Here is a 25,354-nt window from a genome sequence, read left to right as displayed (position 1 = left end):
TTCCTTAAAGCAAGAGACCCCTAGTAATATAGGGGTCATAACGCCAACCGAGTTCCCCAGTCCAAGTACCAATCGGATAATGCCCTATTCTTCGAAAGAATCGACTGCTAAAAATGCCCCCAGTTAGGCAGATTTTTCAGCACATTACACAACTAATACTAGTTATAGTATAACATATTTTTGCAACAAATTAAATAGCTAAAAATCTTTAAAAGGTAAAAAATACCAATGTTTAATCTTCTAAATTTTTTCTCGAGTGGAGAGAGTATATTTGCTACAGGAGCATCTTTATTTAATACTTATGCCCAACTCAGGAGTAACAAAGAGAAAACTAAGCAATCTTTATATGAGCAGCGGCATTTATTAAGACAACAACAAGAGAATGTTAGGTTTGACCGTCAACAACTAATCGAAAGAACTGCGGAATATGGAGCAATATCAAGCTATCATGTCGACATGCTGAGGCAGGAGCAGTTATATAATCGCCAGCAGCTGGGCTATAATATCCTGAAAACTGGTATTGGTATCACTGGCACTGATTCAGCTGGCTTGTTGCTAAGGCATATGGCTTACATGGATGAGATGAAGGCAAGAAGCGTCGAAGCTGAACATTTTCACCAAAGACCAAGATCAAACTTAAATACGGCAATGGTTGATTTAAACAAGGAAGCAATTAACCGTAATATTAGTTCGATCAAGTCAGCCTCACCTTGGCAGAATCTTGGTACGGTTTTAAACGGGGTATTTGATCTTGCTAAGATATCAAGAATTAATGAAGGTATAATAGACAAGTAAAAAAAATAAGAATACTGCAAAAATAATGGCAATAGCTATTAGTGGATGATAAAAATCTGTTATAGTTTAATAAAAAAGTGACCAAATAAGATGGAATGGCAAAAAGATGAAATGGCAAGTTATAGCTGGGATAAGTCAGAAGATTAATGAAGAAGCTAAAGGCTATTTGATACGTAAACTGGAGAAAGATGCTAGCGTAGAAATGCCTAATTTATGGGCGGATTTTATTAAAGAGACCACTACACATTTGCATCAATCACAGAGTAATATTGAGGTAGTTAGCGATAACAAAACTGGTGGTTTTGGTTGCTTGACGCAATTTGATGAATTTCATCCGGATTTTTCAGAAAATAACAAACCGTTTATCGAGTATTTTTTAGGCAAGTATGATAAGCGGGCTGTAGATTATCTACAACAAGCCAAAAACCCACTGACCAGGCGGATGTTGCAAGCTAAAATTAATGAATATAAAATATCTTTAGCTGGACATATCAGCCATACAGAAGCCAAGCTGATTGATGGTAAACGTAACCATTTAGCAATTGAAGCTATTGAAAAGTTTAAGATTGCTACTTATGATAATCCTGAACTTTATAGTAGTAATTTACAAGATAGCATAATAGCTATGGAATTATTCACTCAAGCTCTTGATTTTATTCACTATAGCATATATTTCTTTCTTGCTGTAGCTTTTGCTGAAATTTTCATTAGCCGTATCTGTAATACTTTTGGCACTCCATCCTTTAGATAAGTATAAATGTATAAATTTTTCTAAGTCATCTGCTAGATTAGCTGCATTAGCCTCTTCAGAAACACCGGAAATTAGCAATACTATTTCCCCTTTGATAATATTCTGTTTATAGAAATTTATAACGTTTTCTATTAATCCTGACTTTACTTCTTGGTGCAATTTAGTAAGTTCACGTGCTATACATATTTCTCTATTACCAAAAACAGCAAAAGCCGTATGTAACGATTGCTCTATTCTGCTAGCAGTTTCAAAAAAAATCAAAGTTGCTTTTATGCTAGCTAATTCTGTGAAAATCTTCTTTTTACCTTCAATGGTTTTTGGTAAGAATCCAGCAAATAAAAAACGATCTGACGGTAATCCAGAAATGGGTATAGCGGTGGTTAATGCAGAAACGCCAGGTATAACATCTATGTGATAATTAAGTTTTCTCAACTGCCTAACTAGTTTATAACCAGGGTCAGAAATTAACGGTGTTCCAGCATCAGATATTAGGCTGACTATTGCTCCATTATCAATGAGCCTGCAAATAATCTCTCTTGACTGATTATCACTATGATCATTATATACTTGTAACTTGGTCTTTATATTATGTTTTACTAGTAATTTTTTTGATATTCTGGTATCCTCGCACAGTATTACTGTAGAGTTTTTTAGTGCTTCTAAAGCCCGAAATGTTATATCATCTAAGTTACCAATAGGTGTTGAAACAATATATAGTCCTGGTTTAAAGATCATGATTTAACCCCAATTGCCAATTATCCCTAATTAAGATAAAGTAAGTATTATGAACAGTATAAAGCAAAAATTTTTAAATATCACCTTATCATTTATATGTCTTGTCTCTTTATTTTCTTGCCAATCTAATAAAGAGGCTATTGTTACTCCTACAACGAAAGAAGTTGTGCAAGAAACTCTAGAAGTGGCAATTTTAATGCCTCTAACGGGAGAAAATTCTACATTAGGTAGACAATATAACCAATTAATTAAAATGGGTCTAGAAGATGGTTTAAAAACTTATGTCCATGTCACTTCTTATGATGGCTCTAATGAGCAGCAGGTACTTGCTGCAATGGATAAAATATTAGCTCGTAAAACAAAAATTATTCTAGGGCCATTATATTCAAACCTTACTTCTCTAATTGCCAATAAAGCTAAAACGCATAACATTTTTATAATTACCATGTCTAATAATCCTGTATTGGCAGACCAGAAACTTTTGGTATTTGGGCATGCTCCATCAAAGCAGCTTACAAAAATAATTAATTACTTTGCAGATAATGATTATAAAAATTTTATTGCCCTGCTACCTTCAGGGCGTCATGCACAAACAACAAATCAACTTATTCAAAATATATTAATTCAGAAAAATTCTACCTTAGTGCGGAGTGAATTTTATGCTAATATACCAGAATCAATAGAAAAAGCGGTGTTAACTGTCTCAAATACTGTTGATAATTTAAATGAAATGGAGGATACAGAAACTAAACCTGTAATTTATCTGTCGGATGATGGTAAAAATCTAAATTTGCTTTTTGATAGTATTCATAAGCATAATTTAGATAAAAAAGCAATTATAATAGGCGATAACAGAATAAATATTGATTATTCTGAACCGGTGGATATTATCTTTACTGGTTCATTAAATATTGTAAATAGTAATATAATAGAGAGAGCTAAAAATATAGGCATTAATCATTTATCTTTCATGCACGCTGTGGCTTATGATTTAGGAAAAATAACATCAAAATATATAGATACTAACTTTACGGAAGAACGATTTTTAGCAGCGTTGAATAGTACAGCTCCATATATTGGTATATCAGGTAATATTCACTTTATCGATTCAATAGCCCAAAGAGAGTACGATATAATTAAGAAAGAAAATGGCTTGTATAGCACTATTTCAAAAAGTGCTGACAATTTTTAATGTATAGTCAACTCAGGAGAATTGGCTAACAGGAGCGACGCATAAGCGTCAGTTTAAGAAAATGAAAGTAGAAAAGTCGTCTATTAGCGAGCCACCTTAGTACCCTACAATTTTTATTCTATAAGTATTAAACAGCATAAAAACGTCATTGCGAGGAGGCGTAAGCCTCCGAAGCAATCCATATAGTCTTGATATATTTATACTAATTCTCATGGATTGCTTCGTCGCTACTAAAGCAGCTCCTCGCAATAACGCTTAGCAGTCAGCTTTTTTACTCATCATAAGGAAATAAATAAAAAATTGTAGGGTATGCTATTTATGTCATGGCAATTGTCATAACATAAACACATTCAGCTCCAGAATCTTTTAAGATTTTAGCGCATTTGTTAACTGTAGTTCCAGTGGTCAATACATCATCTACTAATAATATTTTTTGACCTATAATCTGATATTTTTTATTGAGTATAAGGCTATTTGATAAGTTTTTTTCTCGTTCTTTTTTAGATAAAAATGTTTGAGATTTAGTCCATTTTGACTTAATTAATACATCCGTACTAAACGACTTTCTTGCTAATTTGCTAATTTCTAAGGCTAGAATCAAAGCAGGATTATACATTCTAAACAACCTCTTGAACCTATTCATGGGAACTGGAATAATTAAGTCAATGTCTTGAATTTCACTATTATAGTGTGTATAAAATAATTTACTAAAAGTTTTAGCAAGAATAGTTTTATCCTGGTATTTAAAGGCATGAATTATTTTTTTGCTATGCTCATTAAATTTAATTAGACTACGAGATTTATCATAACAAGGTTTATGTTGAAAGCATTTTGCACAACACATATTATCTAAAATTGATATATCTAATCTACTACCACAAATAATACAGTAGGGTTTTGTAATAAAATCAAGTTTTTTCCAACAATTTTGACAAAAATCCTCTTTAGTTTCAGTCATTTCGATACAAGACAAGCATCTTGCTGGTAAGATGTAATCTATAAGATAATCATAAAGTCTACTGATTTTGTGTACGTAATGAAGCAAATCTTTAAGCGATGTCAATGGTTAAATTTACTGGTCTACGAACACATGGGTTTCTAATACCAGACGGATCTATTGATTTAATAGATACACAAGGACTTTTAATCTCATAAGGAGGACTAGAGGTACATGATAATAATTGCAATAACACAAAAAAAGGCAGAAGAAATCTTAATAATTTTGTCATAATTGTCATTTAAAATAATTTTAGATTTTATAGGTAAGTTATCCTAGTTTGCAATATATCTCAAGTATATTTGATGAAAAATAAGTTTTAGATATAAAAAACATAATAGCTTGTGGTATTTTTCTTGACAAGGATATATAATGCAAAATTGATAAATCAAGGCAGTGATGGCAAATATACCCTTTAAAGAAAGACCCCCTTATGCAAAAAAGTATAATAGTTGGCGTATTAGAATTTTATATTCGATAATTGTTGGTTACTCGACATTCATACTTTGTCGTCAGAATTTTAATATTGTAATGCCTGCTTTAATGGAGCATTTTGATGTAACCAAAACTCAACTTGGTTGGATTTTAACAACTGCCTCTATATTTTATGGTATAGGAAAGTTATGTAATGGATTCTTAAGTGATAGATCAAATGCTCGTATATTTATGGTAATTGGTCTTATATGTGTAGCTGTTGTAACATTGTTATCGGGGTTTGCTTCCAGTATAACATCACTTGGTATTTTGTGGATTCTGAATAATTGGTTTCAATCTATGGGTTGGCCACCTGCAACACGTATGTTAACTTATTGGTACGCTTCTAAGGAATTAGGAATGAAATGGTCTCTAGGAGCCACTTCTAATCAAATTGGCGGAGCAATCACTATGATAGTATGTGGTTATTTAATAGATGCTTACGGTTGGAAAGCAGCGTTTATAATTCCTGGAATAATTGCATTATTAGTATCATTATTTCTATTCAATAGATTACGTAATTCTCCCAGTGAGGTTAATTTACCTATAGTGGAAGAGTACAAAGAATGTGATATATCTCTTGATAGTGATAATTTATTAACAACTCAATTAATAAAAATTGTATTTTGTAATAGATTAATGTGGTATGTGTGTTTTGCCAACATGTTTATTTATATTGTGCGTTCAGGTATAATTTTTTGGGCTCCTGTATTTTTGTGCGAGCTAAAAAACATTACTATTGCTCAAGCTGGTTGGCAAGTTGCTTCTTATGACATTTTAGGTTTAACTGGTGGTATTGTTGCTGGATGGATGTCAGATAAAATATTTCAGGGACGACGTGGACCAGTTGGTTCAGTATTTATGTTTGCTTTAGCTTTTACTATTATTTTATTTTGGCAAATGCCAAATGAGTATGAAATATTTAGTATTATTACTCTTGCTTTGGTTGGTTTTTTTGTATCTGGACCACAAGTATTAATAGGTGTTGCTACAGCAGATTTTACTAATAAACAAGCCGTTGGTACAGCTAATGGTCTTTCAGGTTTATTTGGTTATCTTGGTGCTGCACTGGCTGGCGTATGTGTTGGTTGGATTTCTGATAACTTAGGTTGGAATGGTGTTTTTTTATTTTTTAGCCTGTCCGCTTTCTTGGGAGCAATAATTCTTTCCTTAACTTGGAATTATAGCTCTAGAAGAACTGCATAACATGTTACCTAGCTGTACTATCAGAATTTACTTGCCAAAAATATATAAATTTATATAAATGTTAATAATAAATTAATAAAGGTTTACTGTGACTCAAGAATATACGTTTTCAATGATTAAGCCAGATGCTACGAAAAGAAATCTAATTGGTAAAATTAATTCTTACTTAGAAAATAATGGGCTAAAAATAGTAGCTCAAAAAATGACTATTTTAACTAGAGATCAAGCAGAAATTTTTTATGCAGAACATAAATCAAGAGCATTTTTTAATAGTTTAATAGAGTCTATTACTTCCGGTCCGGTTGTTTTGCAGGTTCTTAAAGGAGAAAATGCTGTTTTACAAAATCGTAAAATAATGGGAGCTACTAATCCAAATGATGCTGAATTAGGTACTATTAGAAAAGATTTTGCAAAAAATATTGAGGAAAATAGTATACATGGTTCTGATACTTTAGAAAGTGCTGAAAGAGAAGTGAGATTTTTCTTTGCTGAAAAAGAAATTGTAGAATAACACAATGATTATGAAGTATAGCGTTGTAGTTATTGGCGGTGGTCATGCTGGTTGTGAGGCAGCTTCGGCTGCTGCACGTCTTGGCATAGATACTCTTTTAATTACTTTAAAACTAGATAATCTTGGTGAAATGTCTTGCAATCCTGCAATAGGTGGGGTAGCAAAAGGTACTTTAGTAAAAGAGATAGACGCTCTTGATGGACTCATGGGTAAAATTATAGATCAAGCTGGTATCCATTATAAGATGCTTAATGAAAGCAAAGGTCCAGCAGTTTGGGGACCAAGAGCTCAAGCTGATAGAAAGCTTTATAAAAAAGCTATGTATAATGCCTTGATAAATCATCCAAATTTGACAATTTTATGTGCATCTGTAGAAAATATTGAGATACACAACTCTGAAGTAAAAGCATTAACCTTAGATGATGGTACTAGAATTGAATGTCAAAAAGTTATATTAACTACCGGTACATTTTTATCTGGACTCATTCACATAGGAGATAAAAAAATTCCATCGGGTAGAATAGGTGAAAAGCCGTCATACGGTTTATCTAACGCACTAAAATCTTTCGGCTTTGCTCTTGGTAGGTTAAAAACTGGTACTCCTCCAAGAATAGATGGAAGAACAATTGATTATAACGAAATAGAGGTGCAGGCTGGAGATGCTGTGCCACGCCCTTTTTCCGAACTCACAACTTCTGTTAAGATAAAGCAAATAAATTGTTTCGTTACTAGAACAACTGAACAAACTCATGAAATTATTAGGAATAACTTAGATAAGTCAGCTATGTATTCTGGGCAAATCAAGAGTATAGGACCAAGATATTGTCCATCCATTGAAGATAAGGTTACTAGATTCTCTAAAGCAAGTCATCAAATATTTTTAGAACCTGAAGGCTTGGACGACCATACTATATACCCAAATGGCATATCTACATCATTACCTGAAGATATACAGTTAGCATTGCTAAAAACAATTCATGGTCTTAAAAATGCCACTATGTTAAAACCAGGATATGCAATAGAATATGATTATGTTGATCCTAGAGAGTTAAAAATAACGTTAGAAACTAAAAAAATTAAGGGATTGTATTTTGCTGGTCAAATTAATGGCACCACTGGCTATGAAGAAGCCGCGGGACAAGGAATTATGGCTGGCATTAATGCAGCCTTATCACTAAAAAATCAATCAAATTTTATTTTGACTAGAGCAGATGCCTATATTGGTGTTATGATTGATGATTTAATCACTCTTGGTACAATAGAGCCTTATAGAATGTTTACTTCTAGATCTGAATATAGACTTTCGGTTAGGGCAGATAATGCAGATTTAAGACTAACTCAAATGGCTATAGATATTGGTATTATATCTAATTTACGTAAAGAAGTTTTTAGTAAGAAATGTGACGATATTCATAAGGTAGAAAACATTGTAAAAACTATCTCTTTAACAACTACTAAATTAGCCAACCTGGGTGTCTCTATCGCACAAGATGGTTCATATAAAACAGCCTTTGATTTACTAGGATTACCAAATTTTGGTGTTGATAAAACGATAGAAATCTTTCCAGAGCTTATTTCATTAAATAAAAAAATTCTTCATTATCTTTGTATTGAATCAAGATATTCTTCTTATTTGACTAGACAAAATGCAGATATTCAATTATTTAAAGAAGAAGAGCTAGAATTATTAGATGATGATATTGATTACTTCAAAATACCCAGCTTGTCTACAGAAGTAAGGGAAAAACTCCAGTATCACAAACCAGCTACTATTGGTGCGGCTAGAAGAATATCTGGGGTTACTCCAGCTGCTTTAATAGCAATTATAATTTATATAAAAACAAAATATAGACATTAATGTATAATTATAGTAGTGTTTCACGTGAAGTATTAGAAGCTCTTGAGAAGTATCAATCATTAACGTTGAAATGGAATAAAGCTATTAATCTCGTTTCTTGTAATACCAAGAATGATTTTTGGGTGAGACATATCTTAGATTCTTTACAACTAATGAAGTACATAAATGACCAAAATATTCATTTAATAGATGTTGGTTCAGGTGGTGGATTTCCAGGAATAGTTTTGTCTATTGCCGGGATAAAGAATGTTACTTTAGTAGAGTCTGATGTAAGAAAATCTGTTTTTTTATTGCAAGCTTCCAAAATTTCTAGTAATAAAATTAATGTGGTTAATCAACGAATAGAAAGTGTTAAATTAGATTGTGATATATTAACTTCTAGAGCTTGTACTCAGTTAGATAAAATATTGGCTTATACTAAACATATTAATGTAAGAAATAAGTATTTATTATTTAAAGGTGAGAAGTATCAACAAGAAATTGAGATTGCTAAAAAGAGATGGTCTTTTTGTCATTCTATATATGATAGTGAGACTTCTAATAATAGTAAGATTTTAGAAATTAGTAACATATATGACAAAAATAGTTGCGGTAGTTAACCAAAAAGGTGGAGTTGCAAAAAGCACAACTACTGTAAATTTGTCAACAGCTTTATCTGTGATGGGTAAAAAGATTTTGGTAATAGATTTAGACCCTCAGGGAAATAGTAGCACTGGTTTTGGTATAAGCCAACAGGGTAGAAAAGTTACTATTTATCAGGTACTAATTGGTTCAAAAACGATTGAAGAAGCCATAATACAAACAAATATTCCAAATTTACAAATAATTACAGCTAACACTAATTTATCAGGTGCTGAGATAGATTTATTAAGTATACAAAATCGTGAATATTTATTATCAAATTTGTTAAATAAATTAGTCAATAAATATGATTACATTATTATAGATTGCCCTCCTTCTCTTAACTTATTGACAGTTAATGCATTAGTGGCTTGTGACTATGTATTAATCCCTATGCAATGTGATTTTTATTCATTAGAAGGATTAAGTCATTTGCTAAAAACAATTGAAATTGTAGAAAAGAATTTAAATCCCAAAATAAAAATTGCCGGCATTTTATTTACTATGTATGATAAACGCAATCGATTAACTGAGCAAGTAGAGAATGATGTTAGAAAATGCTTAGGAGGATTGGTATTTAAGACAGTTATTCCACGGAATGTAAAACTATCTGAAGCACCATCTCACGGTCAACCAGCAATTATCTACGATCATAAATGTACTGGCTCTATTGCTTATATAGAACTTACAAAAGAGATTTTAGGTAGAAATATATGAAAAATAAAAATTTAGGCAAAGGATTATCAGCTTTGCTTGGAGAAGAAGTTTTTACTGTAGAGAAGGATGAGTTAGTAAAAATTATAGATATTGATAAAATTGAAGCTAGGAATAATCAACCAAGAAAAAAGTTTGAATATGATAAAATAAAAGAATTAGCCGATTCCATAAGTAATAATGGTTTGTTACAACCAATTATTGTTAGCTCAGTCAGTGATGGGAAATATAAAATTATAGCTGGTGAGAGACGTTGGCGTGCTTGTAAGGTGGCTAAGCTTACTGATATTCCTGCTATTATAAAAGATATAGGAGATAAAGAAATTATAGAAATAGCTCTAATTGAAAATATTCAAAGAGAGGAATTATCTGTTATAGAAGAATCGGAAGGATTTGAGAGATTAATAAAAGAGTTTGGTTATACACAAGAGCAATTAGCAGAAAAAGTTAGCAAGAGCCGTAGTCATATAGCTAATTTATTAAGACTAAATCAGTTACCACAATCTATCAAAGATAAAATAAATGAGGGGCTTTTAACTATGGGACATGCAAGATGTCTAATTAATCACCAGCAAGCTGAGGTAATAGCTAATCATATTATTGAGAATGATTTAAGTGTTCGTCAAACTGAAGATATAGTAAGAAATTGGTCTAAAAATGAATATACAAAAACCCCAGAACATGATAAACGTATAGGGAGAGGTCTTCTAAAAGAGAGTAGTAAAGAGAATGATTTACAATTATTAGCTAAATCATTGTCAGAAAGATTTAATATAAAAGTAACTATTGAAGATTACCCAATTGGTGGGAAATTGATATTTCACTATAGTAATTTAGAAGAACTTGATTCAATTTTATCGAGGTTAAATTAAATGCAAATTTTTCTAGATAGTGCTGATATTAAAGAAATTGATGAGATTAACCAATTAGGTATAATTGATGGCATAACTACTAATCCTTCCTTGATGTCTAAGACAAAATACGACTTTGTATCAACTATTGCAGAAATATGTAAGATAATAACTTCTGATGTTAGCGTTGAAGTGGTTGCTAATGATGTTGATACTATGATTAATCAAGGTAATAAAATTTTAGAAATATCCAGTAATATTGCGATTAAGTTACCTATGACATGGGACGGTATTAAGGCGTGCCAATATTTTGTAGGTAAAGGAAAAAAAGTGAATATGACCTTATGCTTTTCTGTTAATCAGGCACTTATCGCTGCAAAAGCTGGAGCATCTTATATATCACCTTTTATCGGTAGACTTGATGATATAGGTCAAAATGGTATTAGTTTAATAAGTGATATAAGACAAGTATACGATAATTATCAGTATCAAACAAAAATCCTTGCTGCATCTATAAGAAGCCCTAACCATGTTTATCAAGCTGCTATGTATAAGGCTGATGTTGCGACAATGTCTGGTAAAATTATTAAGCAATTATTAAATCATCCACTAACAGATTCAGGTTTAGAGATTTTTAATAAGGATTGGACTAAATCGGGGTTAAAAATTTAAGAAAATCATATACTTGTATAACCTAAACATTTAGGTAAATATATTTTTGCAAACTTTACCAATTGTCAAGTTAACTAGATTGTAAGCAGCAATTATAAATTCAAAAAAGTTTAAAAATAGGTATACATTACAATAAATATATTGTAAATGTATGAAGCAAATAGCTATAGCAGAATTGTTGCTGTCATGTGCAAGAAGCAATAAAAATTTAAACTAAATTTATTTAAATTTTTATTGCGAAACATAGTTGATCCAAAAAAGTAACCAAAATTGATTGCCTTGTTCGGACTTTGCACTTCCTCGCAATGACATTGGCTATTTTCCCACAACTTATTAAACTACCATAAAAAAGATGTGGGTAATAAATTAAATAGTATTTATAAATTATAATGCTATAATATAAAGCTTACAGTCCGATTTTTGAACAGCCTTGTTTATTGCAGGATATTATAATAATTACTTAATCTTGTATGAAAACAAAATTCTTACTATCTATTGTCTTTTTTAGCATAATTTCAATAATATTTTTTGCATTATTTGGAAAAAATAAGCTTCCAACTCCTAAAAAAATAATGTTTATAGTACATACAGAAACTAATGGTGGCAAAGGAGTATATACCCTATATAAAGCAATGAAAGAAACAGGGCATGATGTAAAAATTGTTGCTATTCCATTATATAATCGATGCTATAACGTAAATATAGATATGAAGTTTACAGCAAAATTTGATAATAATGATGTACTATATCCTTGCGGAAAGATAGAACCTTATACAAAATGCGAAACTATTGAATCATATAAACCAGATTATATTTTTATCCAGAACCCTTATAATATTTACAATGATTCAATTTTAGATCCTTACTTTATCAATTCAACTCTTAAAAAAATTGCAAAAAAGATAGTATATATTCCTTATGGTCCTCACATTTTTCATCAAGATCACATAAATGATAAAAAATTACCAAATATTATGGATTTAGTATTTGTTGATTCAGAAAGTACAAAAGATATTTATATTAAAAAATATGGCTTTCCAAAAGATCGTATTATTGTTTCAGGATATCAAACTTATAAAGAAGTTAGAGAAGGTATTATCACTAGCTCTAAAAAGGCTCCAGAAACTATTTTATGGTTACCAAGGTGGCAGCTATCCTTTCAATATAGAGACCTATTTGAAGGTGGCTCAACTTTCTTGAATTATCATTATTTTTTTTATAATTATGCACTACAAAATCCAAATATAAATTTTATTATAAGACCTCATCAACATTTATTTTTTTCTACTACTAACTTAGGATTTTTAACCCAAGAAGAAATTAATCAAATTTTTACAAAGTTTAAAAGCTTACAAAATGTTACTATTTCTGATAGTACCAACACTTCTTTAGTAAATGATATAATTTCTGCAGATATTGTAATAAGTGATGGAACTTCTGCTCTTGCAGAGGTAGTTGTAGCAGATAAGCCTATAATTTACTTAAGCAATGGTTGGAATAATGAGTTTAATAGTAATAAATTATCACGCGAATTAAAAAAATATATTTATTTAGCATATAATCCAAATGATATAAGAAGATATATAGATGATATTAGGCAAAATAATTATTCACCTTTCCACGAAAAAGAAGAAAAGAATAGTTATTTTAAGAAAATAAAATGCAAAATAAAATACAATTTATTTGAATCACCATGTAACAGAAAAGAATTTAAGAAAATATTAGATCCAATAAAAAACCCATCCAAGTTTATTGCTGAATATTTATTATATGATAAAACCACTTGACAGGGGTTTTATAATAGTTTAGGTTGCTTGAAAATGAGCATGAGTATTATATGAATGCAGTAGATTCTTCTTTCACTATTTGGAATAGAACTAGAAATAGTAAATTTAGACACGTTGTTTGGCCTATCAGATCTAACGAGTTAGTAAAGTTTGTGCCTATGGCTTTACTAATATTCTTTATTCTCCTTAACCAGAATCTAGTACGTAGTATGAAAGATAGTCTGGTAATAACATTAATTAGTTCGGAAGTTTTAAGCTTTATAAAACTTTGGGGCGAGATGCCTGCAGGTATCTTATTTGTCATCCTTTATTCCAAACTTTGTAATATTATGACAACTGAACAAGCTTTCAGAATCATATTATCTTTTTTCTTGGGATTTTTCCTATTATTTACCTTTGTTTTGTTTCCATACCGAGAATATTTTCATCCAGACCCTCAAATAATAGAACATTATATTACTACACTTCCACATTTAAAATGGTTTATCATCATTTGGGGAAAATGGAGTATTGTGTTATTTTATATAATAGGGGAATTATGGTCAATGATTGTATGTACACTATTATATTGGCAACTTGCTAATAAGATTACTACTACTGAAGAAGCTCCAAGATTCTATTCGTTTTTCTCCTTATTTGGTCAAACTAATTTGCTAATATCTGGTAGTGTAATTGTCTATTTTGCCAAAGGTAATCACTTCTTATTACCTCTATTTTCTCATCTTAATGACCAAACAGAAATTCTTTTAAAATCATTCATAGTAATCGTTACCATATCTGGACTGATCTGTTTGATTTTACATAGATTTGTTGAATTGAAAATTATAGAAACTACTAAAAATATTAGATATAAAAATAAAAGAACCGATATACTAAAGCTAGGGTTAGTTGAGAGTAGCAAAATAATTCTTAAATCAAAATATTTAGGAATTATTTGTGTATTAATGGTTTCATATTCCATGTCAATCAACTTAATTGAAGGATTATGGATGTCTAAAACCAAGGAGTTATATCCTACTACCCAGGAATTTATAACTTACAGTGGTGAGGTATTTTTTTGGACTGGAATATTTACTTTAATTTGTGCTTTTCTAGGTAGTAGTTTAGTTAGAAATTGTGGTTGGTTTTGGGGAGCTGTACTTACTCCCGTTGCAACGTTATTATCAGGAGCAATGTTTTTTACTTTCGTCTTATTGGAAAAGCCTTTATTGGCAATTACGACTGGTCTTAGTCACATTTCTCCATTAATGATAATTGTTTTTGTAGGTGGCTTGTGGCATGTTTTAGGGAAAGGAGTAAAATATTCGCTTTTTGATTTTACTAAAGAAATGGTCTATATCCCTCTTGATAGTGAAATGAAAACCAAGGGAAAAGCTGCTGTAGATGTACTTGGTGGCAAAATAGGAAAATCCGCTGGAGCAATTGTTCAATTTGTCTCTTTTAGTATTTTTCCAAGTGCTGTACATAATGACCTAGCAGGTTTTCTCATGGTGGTTTTTGTTATTGTTTGTATAGCTTGGATTTTTGGTGTAAAAGTCTTAAATCGATATTATAAAAACTTGCTAGCACAGCAGTAGGTTAGTTGCATTATAACTAACCTGAATTATTATACCGTCATTGCAAGGAGCTACTTTAGTAGCATTAAGACAATCCTGTTTTGTGTTATCTCTACGAAGGATGTCATCCCCACTTGCCTTAGTGTCATCCCTGCGAAAGCAGGGATATAGATTCCCGCCTACGCGGGAATGACAATAGTGGGCGGAAATGACAACTTTTCCGTAGGAGCAAATGTACAAATGTTGGTCAGGTTACTATACATTTGTGCTATAATTATTTATTAAATTAAGGAAAAAATTAATGACATACGTACCAATGGTAATTGAGCAAACCTCTAGAGGGGAAAGAGCCTATGATATATATTCTAGGTTATTAAAGGAACGTATCGTTTTTGTTTGCGGTCAAATTGAAGATTATATGGCAAATGTAGTGGTTGCACAATTACTATTCCTTGAGGCAGAAAATCCAGAAAAAGATATTTCTATGTATATTAATTCTCCTGGTGGCGTTGTAACTTCTGGTTTAGCAATTTATGATACTATGCAATATATTAAACCTAAAATTTCTACTCTTTGTATAGGTCAAGCTTGCTCAATGGGTTCTCTATTGCTTACTGCTGGAGAAAAAGGCATGCGTTATTCCCTGCCGCATAGTCGTATAATGATCCATCAGCCGTCAGGTGGTTACCAAGGGCAGGCTACAGATATCGAAATTCATGCCAAAGAAACCATGAAACTAAAAAGAATGCTTAATCTCTTATATGTCAAGCATACAGGGCAAGAACTAGAGACTATTGAAAAAAGCATGGAACGCGATAATTTCATGGATCCTGAAATAGCCAAATCATTTGGGCTTGTTGATGAAATTATCACCGATAGAGCAAAAATTTTAGTAAAAAAATAAATTAGTACTCTATGAAAAAGAAGACTCCAACACCTAAAAACCATGACCTCCTGCATTTCGAGGTTTAACAGTAATAGCTGGCTTCTTGGATACTTCATTAATTTTATTTTGTAAAAACGCTTGCATCTTTACATTATCTCTAACATTAGCATGTTCTGCTCTCTGTTGTGGCTTTACTATTTCACCCTCTTTACCAGCTCTATTCTCTGTTAGTAATCTAACCGCATCAGCATTCGGCTTTCTTTGTCCGGCTTCGATGTTCCTAAGTTCTTTTCCTCTTTGCTTCGCTGTAGCCTTTAATAACCCCTGCAATAGCTTTGCTTGTTCTTCTTTAGACGTTAATGTGTCTAATTTTGCTTCGATATGTTTCTTTTGTGCATCAAATCCTTTATTTTCTAAATTTGATAGCTCTCCTACCAGTTGTGCAATATCCACATCAGTTTTTCGAGTTGAAGAACCTATATGTTGTGATCTTGATAAACTTGCTTTGATATCTTCAGCCCTATTTCTAACGTCTGTATTTATTAATACAGCTTGAGAGATTTTAGTTGTTTTTGTCTCTGTAATAACATTAACTTTTTCATGAAGATATTCAAGAATATCAGCGGCTGGTTCCATTTTGACCATATCATTAGAGAGCATTGTAGTCTCTGGCACTTTATGCAACTGCGGTGTTTCTTCAATATTTTGTCCAGGAGTTGCGGAATTCATAGATAATGGTACATCGATAAATGGCGAAATATCTACACTATGTTCTAGATTTTTGCTCTCTTCTTGCATCATTATTTTATTTTCTTGCATTTGTTCACCAGGCTTTATATAGTCAACTTCAGATTTAGCTCCTCTAGAGGTTACAGCAAGATCAGGAGCCTCAATAGATTCGATAGATGGTGAAATATTCACTCCCTGTCCTAGATTTTTAGCAACTTCTTGCATCATTGCTCTATATTTTTCTTGCGTTACTGGTAAGGTATAGATTTTTCCACCATGCTCTATATAGCCAACTGCATCAGGACTATTTCCGGTAAACTTAACTGGATGTGGCGAGCTGACCTCAATAAGCTTACCAGCATCATCATAGTGAGCAGTAAAATATACAGCATTACTTGCCGCAATATTTTTACCATACTGATCCTTGACAGCTAACGATAAATGCATCGGACCATTATTATCAAGTTTTATCGGAAAATCTATCGTCCTATAATTGCTAATTGCAACGCTAGTTCCATCACTTTTTTGTACTGTATGAGGAGGATTTATTTGATGGTTTGCTTCTGATAATGTTGCAATCTCATGACCGTTTGCATCTCGTACTATCTGCTTCTTAATAGTGATACCATTAGCATTCTCTACACCCCCATCTTTCCATTCCATAGTACTGAATCTACCAGCAAACTGCGTATGAACGTTTTTATAGCCAGCAATTTCGACTTGCTCTAAAGCATGCTTTAAATTTTGATCTTCTTTTAGAAGTCCACTAATTGTTTCTTTATTTTGTTCATTTTCAAAATACGCTCGAAACTTATTCAGATCGTCAAGCTCTTCTGGTTTTGCTATACTCTTATTTACCAAAGCTGCAGCTATTATCGCTCTTTGCTTAGTTAAGATATGCTCTCTAATTGCTTTGGTTATAGGATCAAGATTATCAGCAGAAAAAGACGGGGCATCAACCGAAGAATTATTTAATTCTAAAGGAGCTTTTTCTTCTCCTGGTAAGCAAAAAATGTCCTGAGTAAGCTCTTGTGGTTTGATAGCAGTAACTATTTCCTCTAGTTCTTCCTTACATTTTTGCCAATTCTCAGAAATTGCTTCATCCTGTATGGGCTGTTCTAATATTTCAGCAAATTCATTAAACACTATGGTTTGTTCTACTATTTTGTCAGATTCTGGCAGCTTGTTTTGTTCTTCTGTCTTATTTTTAATTATTTCAGCAAATCCCTTTAATATGTTCTTTTTCTCGCCAAGACTGCCCGCACTATCTTTTAAGGTTCCCTTTACAATTTCAAACAAAGATTGCTCTATAGATTCAGTTTGCTCATCATTTGTTACTTTACCAATTTCCTCTATTTTTGCTATAAAGTTCTGATAATACTCAAAATATTCTCTAGGATCTCTATCTTTACTCATTTTCCCCACCTCATTCTTAAATTATAACTATATTTAATGCTAGATAATATTCTCCCTTAAAGCAACTAATTTGTTTCTATGAGGCTGTCTACAATAACTAATTAATTATATCATGTTTATTCGCAGCCAAAAAGAGCTAAATATAGAATTACTTTAGTTATTAAGCAGCCTCCTAGTCCTTCACAATAATCTAGAAGCTGTGAAAACAATATTATAACATATAATATGTCAACACTAATAGCATAAGAGCATATTATGCAAAAATAATTAAATTAATTTTTCACTAGCCTAGGCAAAATTTATTACATAAAAGTTGCTAAATATTAACTTAATGGTATTATCCTGTATAAAAATTGTCAAAGATAACTAAAGGAGATACAATAATGAGATTTATTAACAACACAAACATTCTGTCTACCCTTGGGTTGGTGGGAACGATGGTAAGAGATAACCTTGCTGCCCCATTTACTACTACTGATGTTATCTCAGTAAATAATCGAACTGAGGAAGAAACATCAACAGAATTAGTCGCACTCAAAGTTGCCGCAATAGTAGCGGCTGTTCTTGCACTTGGTGCAGCTTGTGGTGTAGCTTCTTTTGCTTGCTCCTACCTACGAGACAAAGGCTGCTACGATAGCAAAGATGACCCCTTAGAGAGTTTACCTGACTGTGATAAGGGTGCCATCATACAGAAATTTTTACATAACCCTAAGGGGTGCGGAGAAGAGAATGAACAGAACGATCCGGAAAGACTAAGTATTTCTATAGTTGACTTACATCATGTTCATGATGATGACAATGATGATAATTTGTCATCTATATCGGCAGCTAGATATGCTCTTCCTGACATAGTTTCTCATACTATACCTAACTTAACATCTGACAGTGATGAAGAATCTTTGATAAGTACTATATTGACAAATGAAGAAGTAGTTATGATTGGTGATATCCAGTAGTATAACTTTTTGAGCGCTATTTTATATCCCTACTTTCGCAGGGATGACAACTACACTTCTTTGTCATATATGGACGAGTGAATTTGTCAACAAAGAAAATAAAAAAATAGAGCCACAAAGGAAGCGGTCATATATTCGGCATCAAGTGCCATAATGGTTTCTGCATTCTTATAAATATCCTTGAGTGACCTCTCATTCCCACGGCTTCTAGAGCCTCGACATAATTACGGATTTTATTCAGAATACTTATTCATTAACTCTTTAACTTTCGTTCTCTTTATTGTTACTATTCTTTACTCACAATATTTATCAATTACCAATTTTTATTTAGTTGACATAGTTTCTTCTTTTTTTCCAACTAAACTAATTTGCAACATATTCGCTACCATTGGTGACTACTGCATAAGCAATCCTTGCTAACTTATTTGCTAAACCAACACATATAATATTATATGATTTATTTTCAGCAAATTTCTTCACTGCCCACTGCACTAGTTTATCTTTTGATTCCTTATCACTTTTTGCTCTTATTGCTATTGTCCTTGCTGCTTGAATCAACATAGTTCTGGCATATCTATCTCCTTGTTTGGTAATCCCTCCTAAAACTATCTTATCTCCTGAGCTATGTTGTTTTGGTACCAAACCAAGCGAAGCAGCAAAATCCCTCGGGGTTGGATAACTTTCCATTGGGGCTACACTCAAACAACTAGCATTGATTGCTCCAATGCCAAAAATTGTCTGCAACCTAGTAGCTTTCTCACTTTGCTTATTATTGCTGATAATCAGCTTTTCTAAAGTTTTTTCTTTGTCATATAAATCCTCAATTTCTTTACATTCTAAAAGTAAAATTGACCTTATCCCAGAATTTATATAACCTTTACTATACGCTAACTCTACCTCCAGCCTACATGATTTGCAAAATTTATTTTTACTTAATTTTGTATTATAGCCATATTCACATAAACTTGATATTGTAGAATTAGTTTTTTGCACACGATCTCTGATCGTATTACTTCTAATTTTATGCAAAAATTTTATATCTTGTTCCTCTTTGCTTTTTGGCAGCACAGTTTTTAATTCTGGATCACGAGCCGCTTTGCATATTGCTAACGCATCGTTATAATCATTTTTCTGTTTCGATGTAGCATAAACTTTTACATCTTTTGTTTTCATTAGTTTGACTTGCAAACCAAGCTTAGCAATTTCCTGTGACCAATAATTAGCTCCTCCACATGCTTCCATAGCTACCAATGAACTTTTATCGAGATTGCTTAAATAGGCTATTAACTCATCTCTTGTAACTTTTTGATAACCTATTTTTTTGCCATTTTGATCGACTTGCACCAAGTGCATACTATTTTTTGCTAAATATATTCCTATTATAGTATTTTTTATGCTATTATTTATCATGGTATGGACCTATTAATTAAATTATTATTTAATTTGGAGCAGCTGAAAACTATTTTTCAGCTGACTCCGTACAAGTAAAGCATATTTCGCTTCACTCGTCCATACCATCATTCCCGCGTAGGCGGGAATCTAGACCCCTGCTTTCGCAGGGGTGACACTAAGGTAAGGGATGACGAATTTTGTCCTATATTCTATTCAAATCTACAAAAAAATTTGATTATCGAGTGTTAAGTTTTCGAAGTATTTTTGAAATTAATTTTTAGCTCCTGTTGTAAAATATCAATCAAATCATCAGATGATTTTGATCGCCATCTTGAGAAATTGGTAACGTCGTCACTCATCGTTCGCCTATTACTTATAGGCGTCGCTCCATCGTTCCTAGTACCAAGTTCTCCTGAATTGGCTATACCAGTAGTGTAATAAAAATGGTAAGGACCACTAATTGGTGAAGATAACCAAATTTCCTTAGCAGCTGAGTGTTTATTAATAACAAATATGCCTTGGTTGGTAGTTAAAGTTAAAATATCACCCTGGAAATCAATATCGATAAGGCAATCCTTATCTTCTGTTTCAATTATTTCTGCAATTAAAGATATAGTTTGTTCAGCTAATTTAGCAAATTCAGTATTATCCATGCTTAAGGTTCCTTCAAAGTTTTACGATAAGCCTTAACGTGCTTACTATGATCATTAAAATTATTAGAAAAATTATGCCCTCCCGCACCGTTACCAACAAAATATAATGAATCAATTTTAGCAGGATTTACCACAGATTCTAGAGATTTTATTCCAGGACAAGAAATAGCTCCAACTGGTAAATTAGCAATATAATATGTATTATAAGGCGATTGCATTGCAAAATCTTTTTTAGTTAATGGTCTTGTTAGTTTATCTTTCCCAAGTGTTACAGCATAAATTGTTGTTACATCTGATTGTAGTTTCATATGTTTTTTTAGGCGATTTAGAAATACAGCGGCAATTGAAGGTTTGTCGGAGTTTAAGCTAGCTTCTTTCTCCACAATGGATGCTAAGATTAATACATCAAGGCGAGTTTTTAATGGAGAATCAGGTGATAATTTTTCCATAATTTTGTCGAGCTGTAAAGACATTAATTTTCGCATTTTATCAATGATTTGCTCTTTTTGATCGCCATATGAAAAGAAATAGGTAGATGGCATTAAAAATCCTTCCGGAATTGTTCCTATAATCTCTCCCATTAATCGTTCTTCGCTATTAATTTTTTTTATTATTTCATGGACAAGCATACCTTCAGGTATAAGCATTTTATGAATAATTGATTTACCACTGGATAATACCTTAGAGTTTGCATAGGAGAAATATTTTGAGTAAAAATATATTCCCCACTCTTTATAGAATGTTTTAATGAATATATTTTGGCAAGAAAGGCAAATAAAGCAGGATATTTAATGATGTTATGATCATTTAATGTCATAGAAATTTGATCAGTTGACAATCTAGGTTTGATTATTACCGTCTTGTTTTCTACAAGTTCCCCAGGGGCAAATAAGTAAAATATACAAAAATTGATTCCACTGACTAGTAGAATCAATGTAATAGTTACACAAATAAATTTTATTTTTAGTATTTTCTTAAACAAGATACACCTAATAAGAGTTAAACAGATTCTATAATTATATAGCCAATTCAGGAAAATTTGGAGCTAGGAGGCTGCCTACGATAACGTTCCCAATTTCTCATCAATTGACTATAGCACAAAATAAGCTGGCACTAATAGCATATGAAAAAATTTATTATTTTTTATGATTTTCCACTATATTCCCATATTCTGTACTTTTTATTTTTATAAGCTTATCATATTTTACTTTAAGTTCATTTAGGGAATAATTACCATCATAATATCCTTGGATATTAATAATTCTTTCTAAATAAAAGTTCAACTGCTCAACATCATTTTCTACAATATCATTATCAATTTTTAAATCTTTTGTAATATATGTTAATGCCTGATTTTTGACTGCTGAACAGTATAATTTAAATTCTTGGATTTTTTTTATAATCATAGGAATATCTTCTGGCTTTGTTACTATCATTGCTACTAACATAACCACTAATATTTCTCCTATAGACATATTTTATACTAATTTTTTATGACGATATTTAGGATTAATAACATTTTCACCTGTTAAATTAATCATATAATCATGATAATCTTGGTAATTTCCTTCAAACCATGTAGCATTTCCATCTTTATCAAAAGCAATAATATGGGTTGCTATTCTATCTAAAAACCAACGATCATGGCTTATCACTAATACACATCCAGCAAAATCTAAAATAGCATCTTCTAAGGCTCGTAATGTGTCAACATCCAGATCATTCGATGGTTCATCAAGTAAGATAACATTAGCTCCTTCTTTTAATAATTTGGCTATGTGTACCCTATTACGTTCACCTCCAGAAAGTTGCCCTACTTTCTTTTGTTGATCGCCCCCTCTAAAATTAAAGGCTGCACAATAAGCACGACTTTTCATTGATCTAGAACCAAGTTGTAGCTCCTCAAGACCTGAAGAAATTTCATGCCACACAGTATTGTTATCATCTAAACTATCCCTTGATTGATCAACATAACCAAGTTTAACAGTCTGTCCTAATTTAATAGAACCGTGATCTGGGTTGGTTTTACCAGTGATAATATTAAATAAGGTAGATTTGCCGGCTCCATTTGGACCTATAATACCAACAATCGCCCCTGGAACCACCTTAAAACTAAAATCTGATAACAGTACCTTATCATCATATCTCTTTGCTATATGTTCTGCCTCTATGACTAAATCACCTAGACGTGGACCATTAGGTATAATAATTTGTGCCACGCTTGATTTTTGTTCTTTTTGTTTGAGTAACAGATCTTGATAGGCAGTAATTCTAGCCTTGCTTTTTGATTGCCTTGCCTTTGGTGATTGGCGTATCCATTCAAGTTCTCGTTTTAATTGTTTATTCCTATCATCATCTTCTTTATCTTCATTTTCTAATTTTGCTTGCTTTTGTTCAAGCCAAGCACTGTAGTTAGAATGCCATGGAACACATCTACCTCGATCCACTTCTAATATCCAATCCGTTACATTATCAAGAAAATATCGATCATGGGTAATAACTACTACTGTGCCTTTATAATTTTTTAAGTAATTTTCTAGCCAAGAGACCGATTCAGCATCTAAGTGGTTTGTTGGCTCATCAAGTAATAACATATCAGGCTTTTCTAGCAAAAGTTTACATAATGCCACTCGCCTTTTCTCTCCACCTGAGATTTTTGTAACATCAGCATCTTTATCTGGACATCTTAATGCAAACATAGCAATCTCTATTTCTCGCTCTAAGCTCCAAGCATCACAACTATCTATTTTTTCCTGTAGATCAGCCTGTTTTGCTAGAAGTTCATTCATTTCATCATCGGACATTTCTTCAGCAAATTTATTGCTTATTTCATTAAATTCGTCAATTAAGGCTTTTTTATCATTTAAACTTTCCATAACATTATCGAAAACATTTAGAGTAGGATTAAGATATGGCTCTTGAGCTAAATAACCAACTTTAACCCCATTAGCCACAAAAGCCTCACCATCATATTCTTTATCAATAGCTGCCATGATTTTTAGAAGAGTAGATTTACCTGCTCCATTTGGACCAATAATGCCAATTTTTGCCCCTGGTAAGAAGGACAAATAAGTTTCCTTTAAAATTTGTTTACCGTTGATGGTTTTACTTAAACCATTCATAACATAAACATATTGATACGACATAATCCTTAATTCCTTTATTTTTTATATATTTACTTGTAGTTTTTAAATAGTTAGTAGGACATATTATATTAGATATTTTGTTTGTCCAAGTTGTAAATTCAGACATACTAAAAACACCTTTTAAGTTTCCATAAAACTTAACCTTTCCTAACAAGACGATTATTTATAAATACCTCAAGTTCATTTCCTGTTTTATTGGCAATTGATCCACCTTGTGTTTTATTCATAATTTCTAATCAAAACCTCTTCTGCATTTTTCCTTTCATTAGCTTTACAATTAATAGCGCGTGGTGCTTCAATAATCTCTATATAAAAATCTTTATACATCTGCTTTATAAACTGAATATTAGAATTTGAAAGCATAAAATATACCCCCTTATCGTTTAACTCTTTACATTTTTGATAAAGTTTTATCTGATCTGTTTCTGTAAAATCAAGTTTGGTATATTTAGTAAACGATGCATTAATTATAGGATGATAAGGGGGATCAATATAAACAAAATCACCTTTATTTGGAGAAATTTCGCTGAAATCTTGATGTTTTATATCAACATTTTGTAGTAATTTACTACAAGCTATTATATTTGTCTCATCAACTATTGCTGGATTTTTGTACCTTCCTCATAGGCACATTAAATTCACCTTTGTTATTGACTCTATAAAGCCCATTATAACAGGTTTTATTAAGATATATGAAACGTCCAGCAACTTCTATATCATTATCATTAATAAATTGTTTCCGGATTTTGTAATAATACTCTTCACAATGATTTACTTTATGTTTTGCCAGTAGCTTTATTAATTCTTGAGGTTTATTTTTAATCACAGCATATGTAATAACTAAATCTAGGTTTATGTCTGATATAGTTGCACTAGCTGGAGCAAGAGCAAACAAAAGTACTCCTCCCCCTACAAATGGTTCATAATAGCTTTTATAAGTTTGTGGCGTTCTTGAGGATAATTCTTTTATTAAACTTCTTTTTCCACCTACCCATTTTACAAATGGTTTTGCCTTATCGTCGTTTTCAATTATCATGTCATCATTTTTTAGTACAGCTTTTCCTATCCTTGATAAAGCTTCATTAAATGATTCAATTTGCATAAAAATTTACCAAATTATGTTTTACATCTTCAGTCCATTATACAATATTTTTAACGTTCTGCAACTTGCCTTAAATACAGAACCTCCTTTATCTAATAATTTTCTAATGCTATTTTTTATCGGAAGCCAATCATATACTGCACCAAATTTTTATATAATCAATGCAGGGGAATTGGGCAGTATAGTCAATTCAGAGGAATTTGGGGCTAGGAGCGATGGAGCGACGCCTATAAGTAATAGGCGAGCGACGAGTGACAACGTCACCAACTCCTCATCAATTGACTATTAGTACTATAGATTAATTAGATATCTTTACGACCTAAAATTTTAATAGGTTAGCTATACACAATACCT

The 25,354-nt window shown here is 31.9% G+C and carries 25 protein-coding genes and 1 pseudogene; 15 read left to right on the top strand and 11 right to left on the bottom strand.

Annotated elements, in window-relative coordinates; genetic code table 11:
• The first annotated feature begins 228 nt into the window (after positions 1-228).
• Together ACQH1V_RS04380 and ACQH1V_RS04375 are read left to right on the top strand one after the other, a co-directional pair.
• On the top strand, positions 229-795 hold the full coding sequence (locus ACQH1V_RS04380) for a hypothetical protein (RefSeq protein WP_425359998.1): 567 nt from the start codon (positions 229-231) through the stop codon (positions 793-795).
• A gap of 106 nt (positions 796-901) precedes the next feature.
• Positions 902-1,546, top strand: a complete 645-nt coding sequence (locus ACQH1V_RS04375; RefSeq protein ID WP_425359997.1) for a hypothetical protein — start codon at positions 902-904, stop codon at positions 1,544-1,546.
• Here the strand turns inward: ACQH1V_RS04375 and rsmI are convergent.
• Positions 1,427-2,281: a 16S rRNA (cytidine(1402)-2'-O)-methyltransferase gene (gene rsmI, locus ACQH1V_RS04370; protein WP_425359996.1), complete on the bottom strand. Its 855-nt coding sequence runs from the start codon at positions 2,279-2,281 to the stop codon at positions 1,427-1,429. The genes ACQH1V_RS04375 and rsmI overlap by 120 nt on opposite strands.
• A gap of 49 nt (positions 2,282-2,330) precedes the next feature.
• Between rsmI and ACQH1V_RS04365 the strand changes: the two genes are divergently transcribed.
• Positions 2,331-3,473, top strand: coding sequence for a penicillin-binding protein activator (locus ACQH1V_RS04365; protein ID WP_094648977.1), 1,143 nt, complete (start codon positions 2,331-2,333; stop codon positions 3,471-3,473).
• A 316-nt stretch (positions 3,474-3,789) separates the two neighbouring features.
• On the opposite strand, the gene ACQH1V_RS04360 is transcribed toward ACQH1V_RS04365, so the two are convergent.
• Entirely contained in the window at positions 3,790-4,431 is a 642-nt protein-coding gene (locus ACQH1V_RS04360; RefSeq protein ID WP_425359995.1) for a ComF family protein, read from the bottom strand.
• A 91-nt stretch (positions 4,432-4,522) separates the two neighbouring features.
• Positions 4,523-4,702 carry a DUF2706 domain-containing protein gene (locus tag ACQH1V_RS04355; RefSeq protein WP_425359994.1) on the bottom strand — a complete coding sequence of 60 codons (180 nt, stop codon included), beginning with the start codon at positions 4,700-4,702 and terminating at the stop codon, positions 4,523-4,525.
• A 167-nt stretch (positions 4,703-4,869) separates the two neighbouring features.
• Here ACQH1V_RS04355 and ACQH1V_RS04350 point away from each other — a divergent pair, with 167 nt between their 5' ends.
• The 10 genes from ACQH1V_RS04350 to clpP all read left to right on the top strand — a co-directional run bounded on the left by ACQH1V_RS04350 (position 4,870) and on the right by clpP (position 15,624).
• The gene (locus tag ACQH1V_RS04350) at positions 4,870-6,150 is read left to right on the top strand and encodes an MFS transporter (protein ID WP_094648979.1); all 1,281 of its coding nucleotides are present in this window, start codon (positions 4,870-4,872) and stop codon (positions 6,148-6,150) included.
• A gap of 88 nt (positions 6,151-6,238) precedes the next feature.
• Positions 6,239-6,661: a nucleoside-diphosphate kinase gene (gene ndk, locus ACQH1V_RS04345; RefSeq protein WP_094648980.1), complete on the top strand. Its 423-nt coding sequence runs from the start codon at positions 6,239-6,241 to the stop codon at positions 6,659-6,661.
• A gap of 7 nt (positions 6,662-6,668) precedes the next feature.
• Positions 6,669-8,519 (top strand): tRNA uridine-5-carboxymethylaminomethyl(34) synthesis enzyme MnmG, encoded by a 1,851-nt coding sequence (gene mnmG / locus ACQH1V_RS04340; RefSeq protein WP_425360877.1) that lies wholly within the window; start codon positions 6,669-6,671, stop codon positions 8,517-8,519.
• The gene (gene rsmG / locus ACQH1V_RS04335; RefSeq protein WP_094648981.1) at positions 8,519-9,118 is read left to right on the top strand and encodes a 16S rRNA (guanine(527)-N(7))-methyltransferase RsmG; all 600 of its coding nucleotides are present in this window, start codon (positions 8,519-8,521) and stop codon (positions 9,116-9,118) included. The genes mnmG and rsmG overlap by 1 nt, the downstream gene beginning before the upstream one ends.
• Positions 9,093-9,857: a ParA family protein gene (locus ACQH1V_RS04330; protein ID WP_425359993.1), complete on the top strand. Its 765-nt coding sequence runs from the start codon at positions 9,093-9,095 to the stop codon at positions 9,855-9,857. The genes rsmG and ACQH1V_RS04330 overlap by 26 nt, the downstream gene beginning before the upstream one ends.
• Positions 9,854-10,726, top strand: coding sequence for a ParB/RepB/Spo0J family partition protein (locus ACQH1V_RS04325; protein WP_250311630.1), 873 nt, complete (start codon positions 9,854-9,856; stop codon positions 10,724-10,726). Before ACQH1V_RS04330 ends, ACQH1V_RS04325 begins: the two co-directional genes overlap by 4 nt.
• Complete coding sequence (gene fsa / locus ACQH1V_RS04320) at positions 10,727-11,377, top strand: fructose-6-phosphate aldolase (RefSeq protein WP_341749394.1); 651 nt, start codon at positions 10,727-10,729, stop codon at positions 11,375-11,377.
• Positions 11,378-11,847: 470 nt separating this feature from the next.
• Positions 11,848-13,164: a hypothetical protein gene (locus tag ACQH1V_RS04315; protein WP_425359992.1), complete on the top strand. Its 1,317-nt coding sequence runs from the start codon at positions 11,848-11,850 to the stop codon at positions 13,162-13,164.
• A 50-nt stretch (positions 13,165-13,214) separates the two neighbouring features.
• Positions 13,215-14,741: an Npt1/Npt2 family nucleotide transporter gene (locus tag ACQH1V_RS04310; RefSeq protein WP_425359991.1), complete on the top strand. Its 1,527-nt coding sequence runs from the start codon at positions 13,215-13,217 to the stop codon at positions 14,739-14,741.
• 280 nt (positions 14,742-15,021) lie between these two features.
• Entirely contained in the window at positions 15,022-15,624 is a 603-nt protein-coding gene (gene clpP / locus ACQH1V_RS04305) for an ATP-dependent Clp endopeptidase proteolytic subunit ClpP (protein WP_341749391.1), read from the top strand.
• 33 nt (positions 15,625-15,657) lie between these two features.
• Here clpP and ACQH1V_RS04300 read toward each other — a convergent pair whose 3' ends face one another.
• Positions 15,658-17,751 (bottom strand): Sca4 family protein, encoded by a 2,094-nt coding sequence (locus ACQH1V_RS04300; protein WP_425359990.1) that lies wholly within the window; start codon positions 17,749-17,751, stop codon positions 15,658-15,660.
• Positions 17,752-18,134: 383 nt separating this feature from the next.
• Here ACQH1V_RS04300 and ACQH1V_RS04295 point away from each other — a divergent pair, with 383 nt between their 5' ends.
• Positions 18,135-18,707, top strand: a complete 573-nt coding sequence (locus ACQH1V_RS04295) for a hypothetical protein (protein ID WP_425359989.1) — start codon at positions 18,135-18,137, stop codon at positions 18,705-18,707.
• 363 nt (positions 18,708-19,070) lie between these two features.
• Here ACQH1V_RS04295 and ACQH1V_RS04290 read toward each other — a convergent pair whose 3' ends face one another.
• The 7 genes and pseudogenes from ACQH1V_RS04290 to ACQH1V_RS04260 form a co-directional block, all read right to left on the bottom strand.
• Entirely contained in the window at positions 19,071-20,117 is a 1,047-nt protein-coding gene (locus ACQH1V_RS04290; RefSeq protein ID WP_425359988.1) for an IS110 family transposase, read from the bottom strand.
• Positions 20,118-20,344: 227 nt separating this feature from the next.
• Positions 20,345-20,752, bottom strand: coding sequence for an iron donor protein CyaY (gene cyaY, locus ACQH1V_RS04285; protein WP_425359987.1), 408 nt, complete (start codon positions 20,750-20,752; stop codon positions 20,345-20,347).
• A 2-nt stretch (positions 20,753-20,754) separates the two neighbouring features.
• Positions 20,755-21,734 (bottom strand): annotated as a pseudogene (gene mltG, locus ACQH1V_RS04280) (endolytic transglycosylase MltG).
• Positions 21,735-21,888: 154 nt separating this feature from the next.
• The gene (locus ACQH1V_RS04275; RefSeq protein WP_341749387.1) at positions 21,889-22,227 is read right to left on the bottom strand and encodes a DUF2672 domain-containing protein; all 339 of its coding nucleotides are present in this window, start codon (positions 22,225-22,227) and stop codon (positions 21,889-21,891) included.
• Between the two features lie 3 nt (positions 22,228-22,230).
• Positions 22,231-23,898, bottom strand: coding sequence for an energy-dependent translational throttle protein EttA (gene ettA / locus ACQH1V_RS04270; protein WP_341759570.1), 1,668 nt, complete (start codon positions 23,896-23,898; stop codon positions 22,231-22,233).
• Between the two features lie 219 nt (positions 23,899-24,117).
• A complete protein-coding gene (locus tag ACQH1V_RS04265) occupies positions 24,118-24,477 on the bottom strand; it encodes a DNA adenine methylase (RefSeq protein WP_425360876.1) in 360 nt (119 codons plus the stop codon).
• Positions 24,478-24,490: 13 nt separating this feature from the next.
• Positions 24,491-25,000: a DNA adenine methylase gene (locus tag ACQH1V_RS04260; protein ID WP_425359986.1), complete on the bottom strand. Its 510-nt coding sequence runs from the start codon at positions 24,998-25,000 to the stop codon at positions 24,491-24,493.
• Between the two features lie 106 nt (positions 25,001-25,106).
• Here ACQH1V_RS04260 and ACQH1V_RS04255 point away from each other — a divergent pair, with 106 nt between their 5' ends.
• A complete protein-coding gene (locus ACQH1V_RS04255) occupies positions 25,107-25,289 on the top strand; it encodes a palindromic element RPE2 domain-containing protein (protein WP_425359985.1) in 183 nt (60 codons plus the stop codon).
• The last annotated feature ends 65 nt before the right edge of the window (positions 25,290-25,354 follow it).

The organism is Candidatus Tisiphia endosymbiont of Ceraclea dissimilis, assembly GCF_964030735.1.
GTDB lineage: Bacteria > Pseudomonadota > Alphaproteobacteria > Rickettsiales > Rickettsiaceae > Tisiphia.
The sequence above is the reverse complement of the archived record's forward strand: the minus strand, read 5'-3'. Positions and strand labels throughout refer to the sequence as shown.

Excerpts from the sequence above, each read along its gene's own strand:
- ACQH1V_RS04380 (WP_425359998.1), top strand. The coding sequence starts at position 229 with ATGTTTAATCTTCTAAATTTTTTCTCGAGTGGAGAGAGTATATTTGCT.
- ACQH1V_RS04375 (WP_425359997.1), top strand. The coding sequence starts at position 902 with ATGAAATGGCAAGTTATAGCTGGGATAAGTCAGAAGATTAATGAAGAA.
- rsmI (WP_425359996.1), bottom strand. The coding sequence starts at position 2,281 with ATGATCTTTAAACCAGGACTATATATTGTTTCAACACCTATTGGTAAC.
- ACQH1V_RS04365 (WP_094648977.1), top strand. The coding sequence starts at position 2,331 with ATGAACAGTATAAAGCAAAAATTTTTAAATATCACCTTATCATTTATA.
- ACQH1V_RS04360 (WP_425359995.1), bottom strand. The coding sequence starts at position 4,431 with ATGACTGAAACTAAAGAGGATTTTTGTCAAAATTGTTGGAAAAAACTT.
- ACQH1V_RS04355 (WP_425359994.1), bottom strand. The coding sequence starts at position 4,702 with ATGACAAAATTATTAAGATTTCTTCTGCCTTTTTTTGTGTTATTGCAA.
- ACQH1V_RS04350 (WP_094648979.1), top strand. The coding sequence starts at position 4,870 with ATGGCAAATATACCCTTTAAAGAAAGACCCCCTTATGCAAAAAAGTAT.
- rsmG (WP_094648981.1), top strand. The coding sequence starts at position 8,519 with ATGTATAATTATAGTAGTGTTTCACGTGAAGTATTAGAAGCTCTTGAG.
- ACQH1V_RS04330 (WP_425359993.1), top strand. The coding sequence starts at position 9,093 with ATGACAAAAATAGTTGCGGTAGTTAACCAAAAAGGTGGAGTTGCAAAA.
- ACQH1V_RS04325 (WP_250311630.1), top strand. The coding sequence starts at position 9,854 with ATGAAAAATAAAAATTTAGGCAAAGGATTATCAGCTTTGCTTGGAGAA.
- fsa (WP_341749394.1), top strand. The coding sequence starts at position 10,727 with ATGCAAATTTTTCTAGATAGTGCTGATATTAAAGAAATTGATGAGATT.
- ACQH1V_RS04315 (WP_425359992.1), top strand. The coding sequence starts at position 11,848 with ATGAAAACAAAATTCTTACTATCTATTGTCTTTTTTAGCATAATTTCA.
- ACQH1V_RS04310 (WP_425359991.1), top strand. The coding sequence starts at position 13,215 with ATGAATGCAGTAGATTCTTCTTTCACTATTTGGAATAGAACTAGAAAT.
- clpP (WP_341749391.1), top strand. The coding sequence starts at position 15,022 with ATGACATACGTACCAATGGTAATTGAGCAAACCTCTAGAGGGGAAAGA.
- ACQH1V_RS04300 (WP_425359990.1), bottom strand. The coding sequence starts at position 17,751 with ATGAGTAAAGATAGAGATCCTAGAGAATATTTTGAGTATTATCAGAAC.
- ACQH1V_RS04295 (WP_425359989.1), top strand. The coding sequence starts at position 18,135 with ATGAGATTTATTAACAACACAAACATTCTGTCTACCCTTGGGTTGGTG.
- ACQH1V_RS04290 (WP_425359988.1), bottom strand. The coding sequence starts at position 20,117 with ATGATAAATAATAGCATAAAAAATACTATAATAGGAATATATTTAGCA.
- cyaY (WP_425359987.1), bottom strand. The coding sequence starts at position 20,752 with ATGGATAATACTGAATTTGCTAAATTAGCTGAACAAACTATATCTTTA.
- ACQH1V_RS04275 (WP_341749387.1), bottom strand. The coding sequence starts at position 22,227 with ATGTCTATAGGAGAAATATTAGTGGTTATGTTAGTAGCAATGATAGTA.
- ettA (WP_341759570.1), bottom strand. The coding sequence starts at position 23,898 with ATGTCGTATCAATATGTTTATGTTATGAATGGTTTAAGTAAAACCATC.
- ACQH1V_RS04260 (WP_425359986.1), bottom strand. The coding sequence starts at position 25,000 with ATGCAAATTGAATCATTTAATGAAGCTTTATCAAGGATAGGAAAAGCT.
- ACQH1V_RS04255 (WP_425359985.1), top strand. The coding sequence starts at position 25,107 with ATGCTATTTTTTATCGGAAGCCAATCATATACTGCACCAAATTTTTAT.